Here is a 13,644-nt window from a genome sequence, read left to right as displayed (position 1 = left end):
GACCGTCAAACGTTGTCACTGATTTTTGCCGTTTCCACCGTTTCACCGTCTGAAAGGGGACCGCTCGCGTGAGTGTGCTCGACGAGATCATCGACGGAGTCCGTGCCGACCTCGCGGAGCGGCAGGCGCGCGTCAGCCTCGACGAGCTCAAGGAGCGCGCGGCGAAGGCTCCGGCGGCCAAGGACGGCGCGGCCGCGCTGCGCGGCGACGGCGTCAAGGTGATCTGCGAGGTGAAGCGGTCCAGCCCCTCCAAGGGCGCGCTCGCCGCGATCGCCGACCCGGCCGGACTCGCGGCCGACTACGAGGCGGGCGGTGCGGCGATCATCTCCGTCCTCACCGAACAGCGCCGCTTCGGCGGTTCGCTCGCCGACCTGGAGGCCGTTCGCGCGCGTGTGGACATCCCCGTCCTGCGCAAGGACTTCATCGTCACCTCCTACCAGCTGTGGGAGGCGCGGGCCTACGGCGCCGACGTGGCCCTGCTGATCGTCGCGGCCCTCGACCAGCCGGCGCTGGAGTCGCTGATCGAGCGCGCCGAGTCCATCGGGCTCACCCCGCTCGTCGAGGTCCACGACGAGGACGAGGTCGAGCGGGCCGTTGACGCCGGCGCCCGGGTGATCGGCGTCAACGCCCGGAACCTCAAGACCCTGGAGGTCGACCGCACCACGTTCGAGCGGGTCGCCCCCGAGATCCCCGACTCCATCGTCAAGATCGCCGAGTCCGGCGTCCGGGGCCCGCACGACCTCATCGCCTACGCCAACGCCGGCGCCGACGCGGTCCTCGTGGGCGAGTCCCTCGTCACCGGCAAGGACCCCAGGACGGCCGTCGCCGACCTGGTCGCCGCGGGCGAGCACCCGGCGCTGCGGCACGGCCGGAACTGACCCGGCCATGACGGACCCCGCCGCACCCGGTGTCGCCCACCCGGGTGACACCGGAGCGGTAGGCTGTGCCTCGATGTTCTCGATCACCATGACTCCCAGGGACCCCTACGCCCGCCTCGCGCGCGGGTGCCGTCCCCGTGGCTGCCGGGCGCCCGCCCGCCGGGTCCACGGGCGCCGGGTCCGTTATGTCATCGGTGACGAGCCGGGTCAGGTGAACGGCATGCGATGGCCCCGGTCACGTACGCGCCGATACCCTGCGGGCGGCTGAGCCGCGTCCCTCTTCCTCGGGACGGCGGTCGGCGGGCCCTCGGGCAGCGCGTGCGTGTGTGACCGCCGTGAGCCATAGTCCGACCGACGACGGGGCCATCCATGCCCCTGCGAGGTATGCGCATGTCCAGTGAGTTCTTCATTCCCGACCCCGAGGGTCAGGTTCCCAGCGCCGAGGGGTATTTCGGCGCGTTCGGCGGCAAGTTCATCCCGGAGGCGCTGGTCGCCGCCGTGGACGAGGTCGCCGTGGAGTACGACAAGGCGAAGCACGACCCCGAGTTCGCGCGTGAGCTCGACGATCTGCTCGTGCACTACACGGGGCGGCCCAGCTCGCTCACCGAGGTGCCGCGGTTCGCCGAACACGCCGGCGGGGCGCGGGTGTTCCTCAAGCGCGAGGACCTCAACCACACCGGATCGCACAAGATCAACAACGTGCTCGGGCAGGCCCTGCTCACCAAGCGCATGGGCAAGACCCGGGTCATCGCCGAGACCGGAGCGGGCCAGCACGGCGTCGCCACGGCCACGGCCTGCGCGCTCTTCGGCCTCGACTGCACCATCTACATGGGCGAGATCGACACCCAGCGGCAGGCCCTCAACGTCGCCCGTATGCGCATGCTGGGCGCCGAGGTCGTCGCCGTGAAGTCCGGCTCCCGGACCCTCAAGGACGCCATCAACGAGGCGTTCCGTGACTGGGTCGCCAACGTCGACCGCACCCACTACCTGTTCGGCACCGTGGCCGGGCCGCACCCCTTCCCCGCCATGGTCCGCGACTTCCACCGGGTGATCGGCGTCGAGGCACGGCGGCAGATCCTCGAACGCGCCGGGCGCCTCCCCGACGCCGCCGTCGCCTGCGTGGGCGGCGGCTCCAACGCCATCGGGCTCTTCCACGCCTTCATCCCGGACGCCGGCGTACGCCTCATCGGCTGCGAACCGGCCGGGCACGGCATCGAGACCGGTGAGCACGCGGCGACACTGACCGCCGGTGAGCCGGGCATCCTGCACGGCTCGCGCTCGTACGTCCTCCAGGACGAGGAGGGCCAGATCACCGAGCCCTACTCGATCTCGGCGGGTCTGGACTACCCGGGCATCGGCCCCGAGCACTCCTACCTCAAGGACAGCGGGCGCGGCGAGTACCGCGCGGTCACCGACGACGCGGCCATGCAGGCGCTGCGGCTGCTGTCGCGCACCGAGGGCATCATCCCGGCGATCGAGAGCGCCCACGCGCTCGCCGGGGCCCTGGAGGTCGGCCGGGAGCTGGGCAAGGACGGGCTGATCGTCGTCAACCTGTCCGGGCGCGGCGACAAGGACATGGACACGGCCGCGCGCTACTTCGGTCTGTACGACAGCGGTGCCGACGCCGAGGTGGCCGCCGACGCGGCCGATCTCGCGGAGATCGAGGGGGACGCCAAGTGAGCGGCAACATCCAGCTGTTGAGCGACACCCTCGCCGCCGCCAGGGCGGAGGGACGGTCCGCGCTGATCGCCTATCTGCCGGCCGGGTTCCCGACCGTCGACGGCGGCATCGCCGCGATCAAGGCCGTCTTCGAGGGCGGCGCCGACGTCGTCGAGGTCGGACTGCCGCACAGCGACCCGGTCCTCGACGGACCCGTCATCCAGACCGCCGACGACATCGCCCTGCGGGGCGGCGTCAAGATCGCCGATGTGATGCGGACGGTCCGGGAGGCCTTCGAGGCCACCGGGAAGCCCGTCCTCGTCATGACGTACTGGAACCCCATCGACCGCTACGGCGTCGAGCGCTTCACGGCCGAGCTGGCCGAGGCGGGCGGCGCGGGCTGCATCCTGCCCGACCTGCCCGTCCAGGAGTCGGCGCTGTGGAGGGAGCACGCCGGGAAGCACGGCCTCGGCACGGTCTTCGTGGTCGCGCCCAGCAGCAGGGACGCCCGCCTCGCCGAGATCACCGCGGCGGGCAGCGGCTTCGTCTACGCCGCCTCGCTGATGGGGGTCACCGGCACCCGGGCGTCGGTGGGCGCACAGGCCCAGGACCTGGTGGAGCGGACCCGGGCCACCGGTTCCGGCCTGCCGGTCTGCGTCGGGCTCGGGGTCTCCAACGCCGAGCAGGCCGCCGAGGTCGCCGGGTTCGCCGACGGGGTGATCGTCGGGTCCGCGTTCGTGAAGCGAATGCTGGACGCGCCGGACGAGGCCGCAGGACTGGACGCCGTACGGGAACTGGCGGGCGACCTGGCCAAGGGCGTACGCCGGGGCGCGTGAGCCGGTCGGCCGGCGGATGTGTGATCCGGCGCGCCGAGGGGGCTCGTGACGTTCACCCGTTATTCGTACGGGAGGCCTGGACGTAACGGGCAATACGCTCACTCGAACGGGTGGAAGTGGGATCGGGGAGGCGCTGAGCGCCTCCCCGGTTCGTTCTGCGGGATGTGAGCGAGAAGAACCGTGAGGGAAAGCGCACCGCCCGGGAACGGCTGGCGGAGGAGCGCGAGAAGCAGAAGACCGCCGAGAAGCGTCGTCGGGCCCTGATCGTGGGCGCCTCGGTGGTGGGCGTGCTGGGACTGGCCGCAGTGATCGGCGTCGTGGCGGCGAACGCGGGCAAGGACGACGCCGACAGCGCGGGCCCGGTCGTCGCGCCCTCGGGGGCCAACGGCGAGGACAGCCTCGCGATCCCCGTCGGGGACGCCGGCGCCAGGTCGACCCTCTCGGTGTGGGAGGACTTCCGCTGCCCGGCCTGCAAATCCTTCGAGGACGCCTACCGCTCGACGATCCACGAGCTGACCGAGGCCGGAAAGCTGAAGGTCGAGTACCACCTCGCCACCCTGATCGACGGGAACATGGGTGGCAGCGGCTCCCGCAAGGCCGCGAACGCCGCCGCGTGCGCGCAGAACGAGGGCAAGTTCCCGGCGTACCACGACGTGCTGTACCAGAACCAGCCGCCCGAGACGGACGACGCCTTCGCCGACGAGGCCAAGCTCCTCGACCTGGCGAAGAAGGTGGACGGCCTGGACACCGCGGAATTCCGCGGCTGCGTCGAGGACGGCACGCACAACAGCTGGGTCGCGAAGTCGAACGAGGCCTTCCAGAAGGGCGGCTTCTCCGGCACGCCCAGCGTCTTCCTCAACGGCACCAACATCTACGCGGACCAGTCCATGACCCCCGCCAAGCTGAAGCAGATGGTGGAGGCCAGGGCCGCGGGGTGAGATTCCGGGTGTCCCGTGGGGGCCGTGGGGTGTCAAGGCGGGCGTGGTACGGCGTTATGGACCCGTTGCCGGGGCGCCCGCCGTCGGCCGGGCCCGGCAGGGTAGCGTCGACCCTGCCATGGAACTTGCCTACATTCCCAGCCCGTCGCGCGGGGTGCTGTACCTCGGTCCCGTCCCGCTGCGCGGCTACGCCTTCTGCATCATCATCGGTGTCTTCGTAGCCGTCTGGCTCGGCAACAAACGCTGGGTCGCTCGGGGCGGACAGGCCGGTACGGTCGCCGACATCGCCGTCTGGGCCGTGCCGTTCGGTCTGATCGGCGGACGGCTCTACCACGTGATCACGGACTACGAGCTGTACTTCAGCGAGGGCCGTGACTGGGTCGACGCCTTCAAGGTCTGGGAGGGCGGGCTCGGCATCTGGGGCGCGATCGCGCTCGGCGCGGTGGGCGCGTGGATCGGGTGCCGGCGGCGGGGGATCCCGCTGCCCGCGTACGCCGACGCCGTCGCCCCCGGTATCGCGCTCGCCCAGGCGATCGGGCGCTGGGGCAACTGGTTCAACCAGGAGCTGTACGGCAAGCCGACGGATCTGCCGTGGGCCGTGGAGATCACGTCCTCCACGGACGGACGGCTGCCGGGGACGTACCACCCGACCTTCCTCTACGAGTCGCTGTGGTGCATCGGTGTCGCGCTCCTCGTCATCTGGGCGGACCGCCGGTTCAAGCTCGGGCACGGGCGGGCGTTCGCGCTGTATGTCGCCGCGTACTGCGCGGGGCGGTTCTGGATCGAGTACATGCGGGTCGACGAGGCCCACCACATTCTCGGGCTGCGCCTCAACAACTGGACCGCGATCTTCGTCTTCGTCCTCGCCGTCGTCTACATCGTCCTGTCGGCGCGGAAGCGGCCGGGGCGGGAGGAGATCGTCGAGCCGGGGGTCTCCGACGGTGGAGGGGACGAGGGCGCTGCCGCGCTGGAAGATGGTGCGGAGTCGAAGTCGGAGTCGGTGTCGGGGGAGTCGTCCGGCAAGGCGAAGGGCGACGAAGAGGACGAGAAGAAGGATGCGGAGGCCTCCGGCGCGGAGGGCGGGAAGAAGGAGCCCGAGTCCGCGGAGAAGAGCTGAGCGTCGCTGTTCCGGTTGATGTGGTGCCCACCCACCTGCCCCTTCGGGGCGGGTGGGTTTTTGGTTCGGGGGACTGGGGTGGCTGGGGGTGCGTGGTCGGGTGCGGGTCCGGTGGGGGCTGGTCGCGCAGTTCCCCGCGCCCCTAAGAGACCAGGCCCCCGCGGCCCTGAAAGGCGACCGGCGGCGGGCCTGGAAAAGCACGGGGCGCAGCCCCGCTTTTCAGGGGCGCGGGGAACTGCGCGACCAGCCCCCACCGGGCGGACGTCTGGGGGTCGAAGGGGCGCAACCCCTGGTGGATGGGACGGGTAGGGGCGGCGGGGGCGATCAAAGTCTGCTGGGGCGGGCAGCAAGGGTCAGGGTTCTGTGGGCCGCGGCGACGACGGCCGGATCGATGAAGCGGCCGTCAGGGAGGGCCTGGGCCCCGGCCGTGGTGGTCGCTGCTCGGAGCGTCCGCTCGGCCGACTCCACCTCCTGAGGAGTCGGGGTGTAGGCCCGTTCGATCACCGGCAGCTGGCGCGGGTGGATGGCGGCTCGGCCCAGGAACCCCAGCGCGCGGCCGTGCGCGGAGGAGGACGCCAGACCTTCGAGGTCCCGCGTGTCCGGGTAGATCGACTGCGCGGGGGAGGGGAGCCCCGCGGCACGGGCCGCCACGATCACCCGGGAGCGGGGCCAGTCCAGCGCCCGGTCATCGGCCGCGGCCAGATCCGCGCGGAGATCCGCCTCGCCGAGGGCGATCCCGCGCAGGGCGGGATGCGCGGTGGCGATGTCGTACGCCCGTTCCACACCCAGCGCCGATTCGAGGAGGGCGTAGAGCGGGAGCGCTCCGCCGTCCGCCGGTGCGGTGCGCTCCGCGACCCTCGCGATCTCGTCGGGGGAGGTGACCTTCGGGAGACGGAGGGCCGCCAGGGCGGGGAGGGGGGAGAGGGTTCTCAGGTCCTCCTCGGCCTCCGGGGTGCCCAGGGCGTTCACCCGGACGTGGACCGGGACGGGCGCCGGGGCCGAGAGGAGTTCGGCGGTGGCCGCGCGGGCGTAGGTCTTGCGGTCGGGGGCCACCGCGTCCTCCAGGTCCACGATCACCACGTCCGCGCCGCAGGACAGGGCCTTGGTGACCACCTCCGGGCGGTCGCCGGGGACGTACAGCCAGGTCAGCGGGAGGGGCGCCGACGGCGGCGGGGTCATAGGGCGCCCTCCGCGCGGAGGGTCTCGATGTCCGGTTCGGACAGGCCCAGTTCGGTGAGGACCGCGTCCGTGTCGGCGCCGTGCGCGCGGCCCGCCCAGCGGATCGCGCCGGGGGTCGCGGAGAGCCGGAAGAGCACGTTCTGCATCCGCAGCGGACCGAGGTCGGGGTCGTCGACGGTCGTGATCGTGTCCAGGGCGCGGTACTGCGGGTCGGTCATCACCTCCCGGACGTCCTGGATGGGGGCCACCGCCGCCTCCGCCTTCTCGAACACCTCGATGACCTCCTCCCGGGTGTGGCGGGCGATCCACGCACCGACCGCCTCGTCCAGGACGTCCGCGTGCCGGGCCCGCTCCGCACCCGAACCGAACCAGGGCTCGTCGATCAGCTCGGGCCGTCCCACCAGGCGCATCACGCGTTCGGCGATCGACTGGGCCGAGGTGGAGACCGCCACCCAGGAGCCGTCCGCCGTGCGGTAGGTGTTGCGGGGCGCGTTGTTGGCGGAGCGGTTGCCCGTACGGGGCTGGACGTGGCCCAGCTGGTCGTACCAGAGGGGCTGGGGGCCGAGGACGGTGAGGATCGGCTCGATGATCGCCATGTCGACCGTCTGCCCCTGACCGGTGCGGTCACGCGCGGTGAGCGCGGTCATCACCGCGTACGCCGTCGCCAGACCCGCGATCGAGTCGGCCAGGCCGAAGGGCGGCAGCACGGGCGGGGCGTCCGGCTCGCCGGTGATCGCCGCGAAGCCGCTCATCGCCTCGGCGAGCGTGCCGAAGCCGGGGCGGTGCGCGTACGGGCCGAACTGTCCGAAGCCGGTGACCCGGGCCAGCACCAGGCGCGGGTTGGCCGCCGACAGCTCCTGCCAGCCCAGGCCCCATTTCTCCAGGGTGCCGGGGCGGAAGTTCTCGATGATCACATCGGCGGTGGCGGCGAGGCGCAGGAGGGTGTCCCGGCCGCCGGGGGTGGAGAGGTTCAGCGTCAGGGTGCGCTTGTTGCGGCCCAGCAGCTTCCACCACAGGCCCACGCCGTCCTTCGACGGGCCGTGGCCCCGGGACGGATCCGGTTTCGTGGGGTGCTCGACCTTGATGACCTCCGCGCCGAAGTCGCCGAGCATCGTGGCGGCGAGGGGGCCGGCGAAGAGGGTGGCGAGGTCGAGGACGCGGAGCCCGCTGAGCGGGGGGTCGTACGCCTGGGTCGTCGTAGGTGGCGCCTGGGTCATGGGTGGGGGGTCTCCCGGAGGGTGAGATGGGCCAGGGTGTCGAAGCCGATGCCGTTGAAGTCGGCGATCGAGGTGGCCAGGCGGTTCTTGAGGGGGGCCGTCCAGCGGTCGGGGAGCGCGTCCGGGGAACCGGTCAGGAGGCCGGCGATGCTGCCCGCCGTCGCGCCGACCGAGTCGGTGTCCCAACCGCCGGACACCGCACGGCAGATGGAGGCCGTGAAGTCGCCGTCCGCGTGGGTGAGGGCGGCGGTGAGCAGGGCCGTGTTGGGCAGGGCGTGGACCCAGTGGTGGTCGGCGTAGGTGGTGTGGAGGGTGTCGACGACCTCGTCGAAGTCCCTGATCTCCCGGGCGAGTCGGACGGCGTGGGCGACCGCCCTCGCCAGGCGGGAGTCCGGGGGGACGACCGTCAGGCCGGTGCGCAGGCAGTGGTGGATGTCGTGGGTGCCGGTGGCCGCCTCCGCGATGGTGGCCGCGACGAACATCGCCGCGTAGACGCCGTTCGCGGTGTGGGTGAGGGTGGCGTCGCGGTGCGCCTGTTCCGCCGCGCCGGCCGGGTCGCCGGGGTTGGTCCAGCCGTGCACGTCGGCGCGGATCAGGGCGCCGATCCACTCGCGGAACGGGTTGCGGTGGCGGGCCGTGTGCGGAGGCTCGATGCCGCTGAGGAGGTTGCGGTAGGCGACGCGTTCGGCGGTGAAGGTGCGGCCGGCGGGGAGTTCGTCGAGCCAGAGGGTCGCCACGTCGGTGGTGGTGAAGGCGCGGCCGTGGCGGGCCAGGAGGAGCAGGTTGAGGAGGGGGTAGTTGAGGTCGTCGTCCTCGGGCATGCCGTCGATGTTCTCGGCGAGGGAGGTGGGGGCCGAGCGGCGGTTCCAGGGGTGGGCGGCGAGCAGGTCCGCGGGGACGCCCCGGGCGGTGAACCAGGTGGTGAGGGGCCAGTTGCCGGACGCCCGCGCGAGGTCGCGGATCGCGGCGAGGGGGAGCTTCTCGACGGGCTTGCCGAGGAGGCAGCCTGCGGCGCGCCCCAGCCACGCGGCCTCCAGGCGGGGGAGGTACGCGGCCGGGGCGGGGCGGGGTGGCGCGCCCGGGGTGCCGGGGCCGGCCGGGAGCGTCGGCCAGTGGGGGCACAGCGCCTTGATCCCGCTCAGGGCCGTCGGCTCGACCTCGCTCAACCCGCTCGGCAGATCGGCGAGTTCGTCCAGCAGGTCCTCGGCGAGCTGCCGCAGGTAGCGGGAGACCCGCCCCGGGGAGGCGCCGGCGCGCAGGGGGGCCGCGGGGCCGCCCGCCGCTCGCCAGCGGGCCGCTACGGCCGACGGTTCACGGCCGTCCTGCACCGCCTGGTGGAGTTCGTGGCCGAGGAGGTCCTCCGGCTGCACCCAGGTCAGACGCAGCGGGGTCACCGGAGAGAGACCAGCGTGGCGAAGGCGGACTCGTGGGCGCGGCGGCGCCGTACGTCCTGGGCGTGGATCTGGCGGGTGACCTCCGCCAGGGTCGCGGCGGGGGCGTGCAGGTCCAGACGGCTGGCCTCCGCCACCGTCTTGGCCCAGTCGGACGGGATCTCCGAGCCCAGCGCGCCCGCCAGGGCACCGGCCATCGTGGCGATCGAGTCGCAGTCGCGGCCGTAGTTCACCGAACCCAGCACCGCGTGCCGGTAGTCGCCGCGGGCCACGAGCAACATGCCGAGCGCGATGGGGAGTTCCTCGATCGCGTGGAGGCGGGAGGGGCGGCGGGCGCCGAGGGAGGGGGTGCGGTAGTCGGGGCCGACCGTGTCGAACGGGGTGACCGCCTCGCGCAGCGGTCGTAGTGCCGACTCGAAGTCCGTGTGACGGCGGGCCGTTTCGCACACCGCCTCGATCGCCGCGCGGGTGCCGTCCTTCGCCAGGGCCAGCGCGGTCTCGATCACCGACTCCGCGGTCGCGCCCGGCGTGCACGCCGCCGCGACCGCCGCCGCGAACACGCCCGCCGCCTCCCTGCCGTACGACGACTGGTGGGCGCCCGCGACGTCCAGCGCCTCGGCGTACGCGCCGGGCGCGTCGGCCGCGTTGACCAGGCCGACCGGGGCCATGTACATCGCGGCGCCGCAGTTGACGATGTTGCCGGTGCCGGCCTCGCGCGGGTCGATGTGGCCGTAGTGGATGCGGGCGACGAGCCACTTCTCGGCGAGGAAGACCCGTTGGAGGGGGAGGGCCTCCGCCTCCAGTTCGGGGATCCAGCGCGGAGTCGTCATCATGTCCGGCACCAGGTGCTCGGCGACGGAGTAGGCGTCGAGGTGGTCGCGGACCCGGTCGTACACCCGTACCAGCGCATGGGTCATCAAGGTGTCGTCGGTGACGTGGCCGTCGCCCTTGTGGTACGGGGCGATGGGGCGGGCGGTGCGCCAGTCGTCGCCGTTCCAGGGGCCGACGACGCCGTGGACGCGGCCACCGTGGCGTTCGAGGATCTGCTCCGGGGTGTAGCCCTCGACCGGGCCGCCGAGGGCGTCGCCGACGGCCGCGCCGACGAGGGCTCCGGTGATGCGTTCTTCGAGGGTCGCGGCGGGGGTCCGCGTTTCGCGGGGCGCTGCGGTGGGGGGTTCGGTTGGGGGCGTCATGCCCGAATCATCCTCCTGGGGCGGCGAGTTCCGTGGCTGCGAGAAGTTCGGCGAGGTGTACGAGATCGGTGCCGGTGAGGCGGGGGAGCGCGCAGCCGGAGAGGGTGCGGCAGGCGTCCCGCCAGGTGTCCGGGACGGCGGTGCCGCCGCTGAGCGCGCCGGTCAGGGCGCCGGCCAGGGCCGGGGCGGAGTCGGCGACGCGGGAGAGACAGGCGGCGGCGGGGACGGCCTCGGCGATCCGGCCCCGGGCGGCGGTGGCCAGGGCGAGGGCCACGGGGACGGTCTCGGCGGCGGCGATGCCGTAGCTGTAGACGTGGTCGACGATCTGGTGCTCCAGGAGCGGGACCAGAGCGAATGTTCCTTCTCTTTTGTGGCGGTGGGCGAGGTCCAGGGCGTGGCGGGCGTTGCGGCCGATCTCCGTCCCGGCGGGGAGTTCGGCGAGGGCCGCCGCCGTGCAGTCGTCGACGTCCGCGCCGACGAGCGCCAGCGCGAGCGCGGCGGCCATCGCGCGGGCGCCGTGCACGCCGTCGCCGTCCTGGGTGTAGCGGGCGTCGAACTCGGCGAGGTCGGCGGCGCGGTGCGGGTCGCCGGGGTGGGCCACGGCCAGGACGCAGGCGCGGACACAGGCCGCGTCGTCGAAGTAGTGCGGGTTGTCGTGGCCGGTGGCGGGTGGGCGCAGGCCGGTGGCGAGGTTGCCGAGGCCGGCGCGTACGGAGATACGGGCGCGCAGGGGGAGCACGGCGGACTCGACCTCGGGGGCGCGTTCCGCTGCCGCGGCGATCTCGCTGGCGACGGCGTTCCAGGAGAGGTCGATCGAGGCGCGGGTGCGGCGTTCGAGGCTGAGGTCGCCCAGGGCGGCGGTGTCGGCCGCGCGGAGCAGGGACTCCGCGGCGAAGGCCGCCCATTCCGCGTCGTCGGAGGGGCCGAGGCGGAGGGGCTCGGGGGGCTGGTTGAGGGCGATGGGGACGGGGAGGGTGGTGGTGGCGTTCTGCTCGGCGAAGGTGTCGAGTTCGCGGGTGAGGCGGCGGGTCCACTCCGGCATACGGGCGGCGCGGTGGCGGGCGGCGGGCCAGCCGGCGGCGTCGCCCGCGGCGAGGCCGAGGAGGAGGCCCTCGATACGTCGGCCCGCCGGGGGGTGCGGCGTGCCGAGGCGCGTGGCCCTGCCGGCCTCGGCTTCGCCTTCGGCCGGTTCGTCGTTCCCACCCGCACCGCCCGTGCGGGTTTCGTCGTCGGGTGCGGGTGGCCCCTGTGGGGCGTCCTCGCCGTCGGCGACCGCGGGTCGGGGGGCGACCGGCTCCGCCACGATCGTCCGTCCGCTTCCGGTCGGCTTCGCCATGATCGTCCGTCCGCGCCCGGTCGGCTCCGCCGCGCCTCCGAGTTCGTCACCGGTCGGCTTCGCCACGACCGTGTCTTCGATGTCGGCCGGCCTTGCTCCCGCCGTGGGTTCGGTGCCGGTCGGCCTCGCCACGTCCCTCCGTCCGCGCCCGGTCGGCTTCGCCGGGACCGTCTCTCCGGTACCTGTCGACTTCGCCGCGCCCCTGCGTTCGGTGCCGGTCGGCTTCGCCACGACCGTGTCTTCGATGTCGGCCGGCCTCGCTCCCGCCGTGGGTTCGGTGCCGGTCGGCCTCGCCACGTCCCTCCGTCCGCGCCCGGTCGGCTTCGCCGGGACCGTCTCTCCGGTACCTGTCGACTTCGCCGCGCCCCTGCGTTCGGTGCCGGTCGGCTTCGCCGCGACCGTGTCCTCGGTGTCGGCTCGCTTCGTCGGCACCGTGAGGGCGGGGTCGGTCGGCCTCGCCGTGGTCGTGGGTTCGGCTGCGGTCGGCTCGGGTGTGGTCGTGAGTTCGTCGGTGGCGGTCCGCTTCGCCGTGGTCGTGGGATCGGTACCGCCGGGTGTGGTGAGGGGGGTGGTCTCCTCCCACGGTGTCGGTGGGGTCATGTGGGGGTCTCCGAGGTGGGGGCCGGGGCCAGGGTGAAGGCGGTCGGGGGTGGGGTGGGCCGTTCCTCGCGATGGAGGGGGGTTGTCGTGGTGGCCCACTTGCCGCACTCGCCCGGTACCAGGAGTTCGGCCACGTCCAGGACGTGGTGGCCGGCCATGGAGGGGAGGCAGCTGCCTCGTGCCGGGCCGATGGCGCTGGTCCACTCGGGCGGGATCGCGGACGCGCCCCGGGTCGCTCCGGCCAGCGCGCCGGCGACGGCGGCGGTCGTGTCGGCGTCGCGGCCCATGTTCACCGCCGTCAGCACGGACTCGGTGAAGTCGCCGTCGGCCGCCGCGTAGGCGCCGAAGGCGAGGGCGACGGCCTCGGGGGCGAGGTCGGTCCAGGGGTAGCCGCCGATGACGACGGCGGAGCGGACCGCGCGTTCGCCGCGATGGGCGACGGCCACCGCCCGGCGCAGGGAACGGGCCGTCCAGGAGTCGTCGGGGACGACGGCGAGGGCGGAGGCCACGACCGCGATCGTCGGGGCGCCCGCCATCGCCGCCGCCACTCCCGCCGCGACCGCCTGGCCGCCGTAGATGCCCTCGCCGTCGTGGCTGACCGAGCCGTCGACGGCGACCAGCCGGGCGGCCTCCGCGGGGCGGCCCGCCGCGAAGACACCGAAAGGGGCAGCGCGCATGGCCAGGCCGTCGCTCCAGGCGTGCCGGTGCTGGGCGGAGATCGGCGCGGCGAGGCCCCGGCGGAGGTTCTCCAGGGTGCCGCGTTCGCTGAAGCCCGCGCCCCGGAACGGGCCCTCGTCCAGGTCCGCGATCCACTGGTGCCAGGCCGTCTCCACATGGGCGACCGTGAGCGCCGAGCCGTGCCGGGCCAGCAGCAGCCCGGAGAAGATGGCGTACTCGGTGTCGTCCGTGCCCGAGGGGTTCTCGGCCACGTACCCGGTGATGCGCCCCCAGCGTGCGCGGATCTCGGAGGGCTTCATGTTCTCGGCGGGCGCCCCCAGCGCGTCCCCGACGGCGAGCCCGAGCATGGCCCCGCGTGCCCGCTCACGCAGATCGGCGGCGTCGCCGGACGCCGGGGCCGGGGGAATGCAGGCGATGGAAGGCATAGGACGCCTCTCTGACCCGTGGGCAGGACCCGTGGGCAGGTCCGGCCCGATGGGCGGTCGATCCGCTCTGAGGATGTGCCGGCTTTCGCTGTGAAGATCTCTCCCACACCGGGCGGCCCGGCGGCGCGCGGAACGCTCACGTATCACCCGGTCGACATCTGTGCAGGCCCATGTACGAATGAGCGGATACGGTTTCT

The 13,644-nt window shown here is 73.3% G+C and carries 12 protein-coding genes; 6 read left to right on the top strand and 6 right to left on the bottom strand.

Translation table 11 applies throughout. From position 1 onward, the window contains the following. Positions 1–68 precede the first annotated feature (68 nt). The 6 genes from trpC to lgt all read left to right on the top strand — a co-directional run bounded on the left by trpC (position 69) and on the right by lgt (position 5,428). On the top strand, positions 69–878 hold the full coding sequence (trpC, locus tag J8M51_RS15830) for an indole-3-glycerol phosphate synthase TrpC (protein ID WP_216589391.1): 810 nt from the start codon (positions 69–71) through the stop codon (positions 876–878). 7 nt (positions 879–885) lie between these two features. Beyond that, complete coding sequence (gene trpM / locus J8M51_RS46120; RefSeq protein ID WP_398856145.1) at positions 886–1,146, top strand: tryptophan biosynthesis modulator TrpM; 261 nt, start codon at positions 886–888, stop codon at positions 1,144–1,146. A gap of 122 nt (positions 1,147–1,268) precedes the next feature. Continuing rightward, the gene (gene trpB / locus J8M51_RS15825) at positions 1,269–2,558 is read left to right on the top strand and encodes a tryptophan synthase subunit beta (protein WP_086762478.1); all 1,290 of its coding nucleotides are present in this window, start codon (positions 1,269–1,271) and stop codon (positions 2,556–2,558) included. After that, positions 2,555–3,373, top strand: coding sequence for a tryptophan synthase subunit alpha (gene trpA / locus J8M51_RS15820; RefSeq protein ID WP_086762480.1), 819 nt, complete (start codon positions 2,555–2,557; stop codon positions 3,371–3,373). Before trpB ends, trpA begins: the two co-directional genes overlap by 4 nt. Positions 3,374–3,537: 164 nt before the next feature. After that, positions 3,538–4,311, top strand: coding sequence for a DsbA family protein (locus J8M51_RS15815; RefSeq protein WP_086762482.1), 774 nt, complete (start codon positions 3,538–3,540; stop codon positions 4,309–4,311). Positions 4,312–4,429: 118 nt separating this feature from the next. Further along, a complete protein-coding gene (gene lgt / locus J8M51_RS15810; RefSeq protein ID WP_267299229.1) occupies positions 4,430–5,428 on the top strand; it encodes a prolipoprotein diacylglyceryl transferase in 999 nt (332 codons plus the stop codon). Positions 5,429–5,752: 324 nt separating this feature from the next. Here the strand turns inward: lgt and J8M51_RS15805 are convergent, their stop codons facing one another. The 6 genes from J8M51_RS15805 to J8M51_RS15780 all read right to left on the bottom strand — a co-directional run bounded on the left by J8M51_RS15805 (position 5,753) and on the right by J8M51_RS15780 (position 13,447). Beyond that, positions 5,753–6,607: an HpcH/HpaI aldolase/citrate lyase family protein gene (locus J8M51_RS15805; protein ID WP_086761949.1), complete on the bottom strand. Its 855-nt coding sequence runs from the start codon at positions 6,605–6,607 to the stop codon at positions 5,753–5,755. Further along, positions 6,604–7,824 carry a CaiB/BaiF CoA transferase family protein gene (locus J8M51_RS15800; RefSeq protein ID WP_086761951.1) on the bottom strand — a complete coding sequence of 407 codons (1,221 nt, stop codon included), beginning with the start codon at positions 7,822–7,824 and terminating at the stop codon, positions 6,604–6,606. Before J8M51_RS15800 ends, J8M51_RS15805 begins: the two co-directional genes overlap by 4 nt. Next, positions 7,821–9,218 (bottom strand): ADP-ribosylglycohydrolase family protein, encoded by a 1,398-nt coding sequence (locus J8M51_RS15795; RefSeq protein WP_267299228.1) that lies wholly within the window; start codon positions 9,216–9,218, stop codon positions 7,821–7,823. The genes J8M51_RS15800 and J8M51_RS15795 overlap by 4 nt, the downstream gene beginning before the upstream one ends. Next, a complete protein-coding gene (locus tag J8M51_RS15790; RefSeq protein WP_267299227.1) occupies positions 9,215–10,408 on the bottom strand; it encodes an ADP-ribosylglycohydrolase family protein in 1,194 nt (397 codons plus the stop codon). Before J8M51_RS15790 ends, J8M51_RS15795 begins: the two co-directional genes overlap by 4 nt. 7 nt (positions 10,409–10,415) lie before the next feature. Next, the gene (locus J8M51_RS15785; RefSeq protein ID WP_267299302.1) at positions 10,416–11,744 is read right to left on the bottom strand and encodes an ADP-ribosylglycohydrolase family protein; all 1,329 of its coding nucleotides are present in this window, start codon (positions 11,742–11,744) and stop codon (positions 10,416–10,418) included. Between the two features lie 596 nt (positions 11,745–12,340). Then, on the bottom strand, positions 12,341–13,447 hold the full coding sequence (locus J8M51_RS15780) for an ADP-ribosylglycohydrolase family protein (protein ID WP_216588813.1): 1,107 nt from the start codon (positions 13,445–13,447) through the stop codon (positions 12,341–12,343). Positions 13,448–13,644 lie beyond the last annotated feature (197 nt).

It is taken from the genome of Streptomyces griseiscabiei (assembly GCF_020010925.1).
Classification (GTDB): Bacteria; Actinomycetota; Actinomycetes; order Streptomycetales; family Streptomycetaceae; genus Streptomyces; species Streptomyces griseiscabiei.
Note: the sequence above shows the minus strand (reverse complement) of the source record. Positions and strands in the feature narration are given on the sequence as shown.

Bases quoted from the DNA above. Each gene is read 5' to 3' on its own strand.
- lgt (WP_267299229.1), top strand. From the start codon at position 4,430: ATGGAACTTGCCTACATTCCCAGCCCGTCGCGCGGGGTGCTGTACCTC.
- J8M51_RS15800 (WP_086761951.1), bottom strand. From the start codon at position 7,824: ATGACCCAGGCGCCACCTACGACGACCCAGGCGTACGACCCCCCGCTC.
- J8M51_RS15785 (WP_267299302.1), bottom strand. From the start codon at position 11,744: ATGGCGAAGCCGACCGGAAGCGGACGGACGATCGTGGCGGAGCCGGTC.
- J8M51_RS15805 (WP_086761949.1), bottom strand. From the start codon at position 6,607: ATGACCCCGCCGCCGTCGGCGCCCCTCCCGCTGACCTGGCTGTACGTC.
- trpM (WP_398856145.1), top strand. From the start codon at position 886: ATGACGGACCCCGCCGCACCCGGTGTCGCCCACCCGGGTGACACCGGA.
- trpB (WP_086762478.1), top strand. From the start codon at position 1,269: ATGTCCAGTGAGTTCTTCATTCCCGACCCCGAGGGTCAGGTTCCCAGC.
- J8M51_RS15780 (WP_216588813.1), bottom strand. From the start codon at position 13,447: ATGCCTTCCATCGCCTGCATTCCCCCGGCCCCGGCGTCCGGCGACGCC.
- J8M51_RS15790 (WP_267299227.1), bottom strand. From the start codon at position 10,408: ATGACGCCCCCAACCGAACCCCCCACCGCAGCGCCCCGCGAAACGCGG.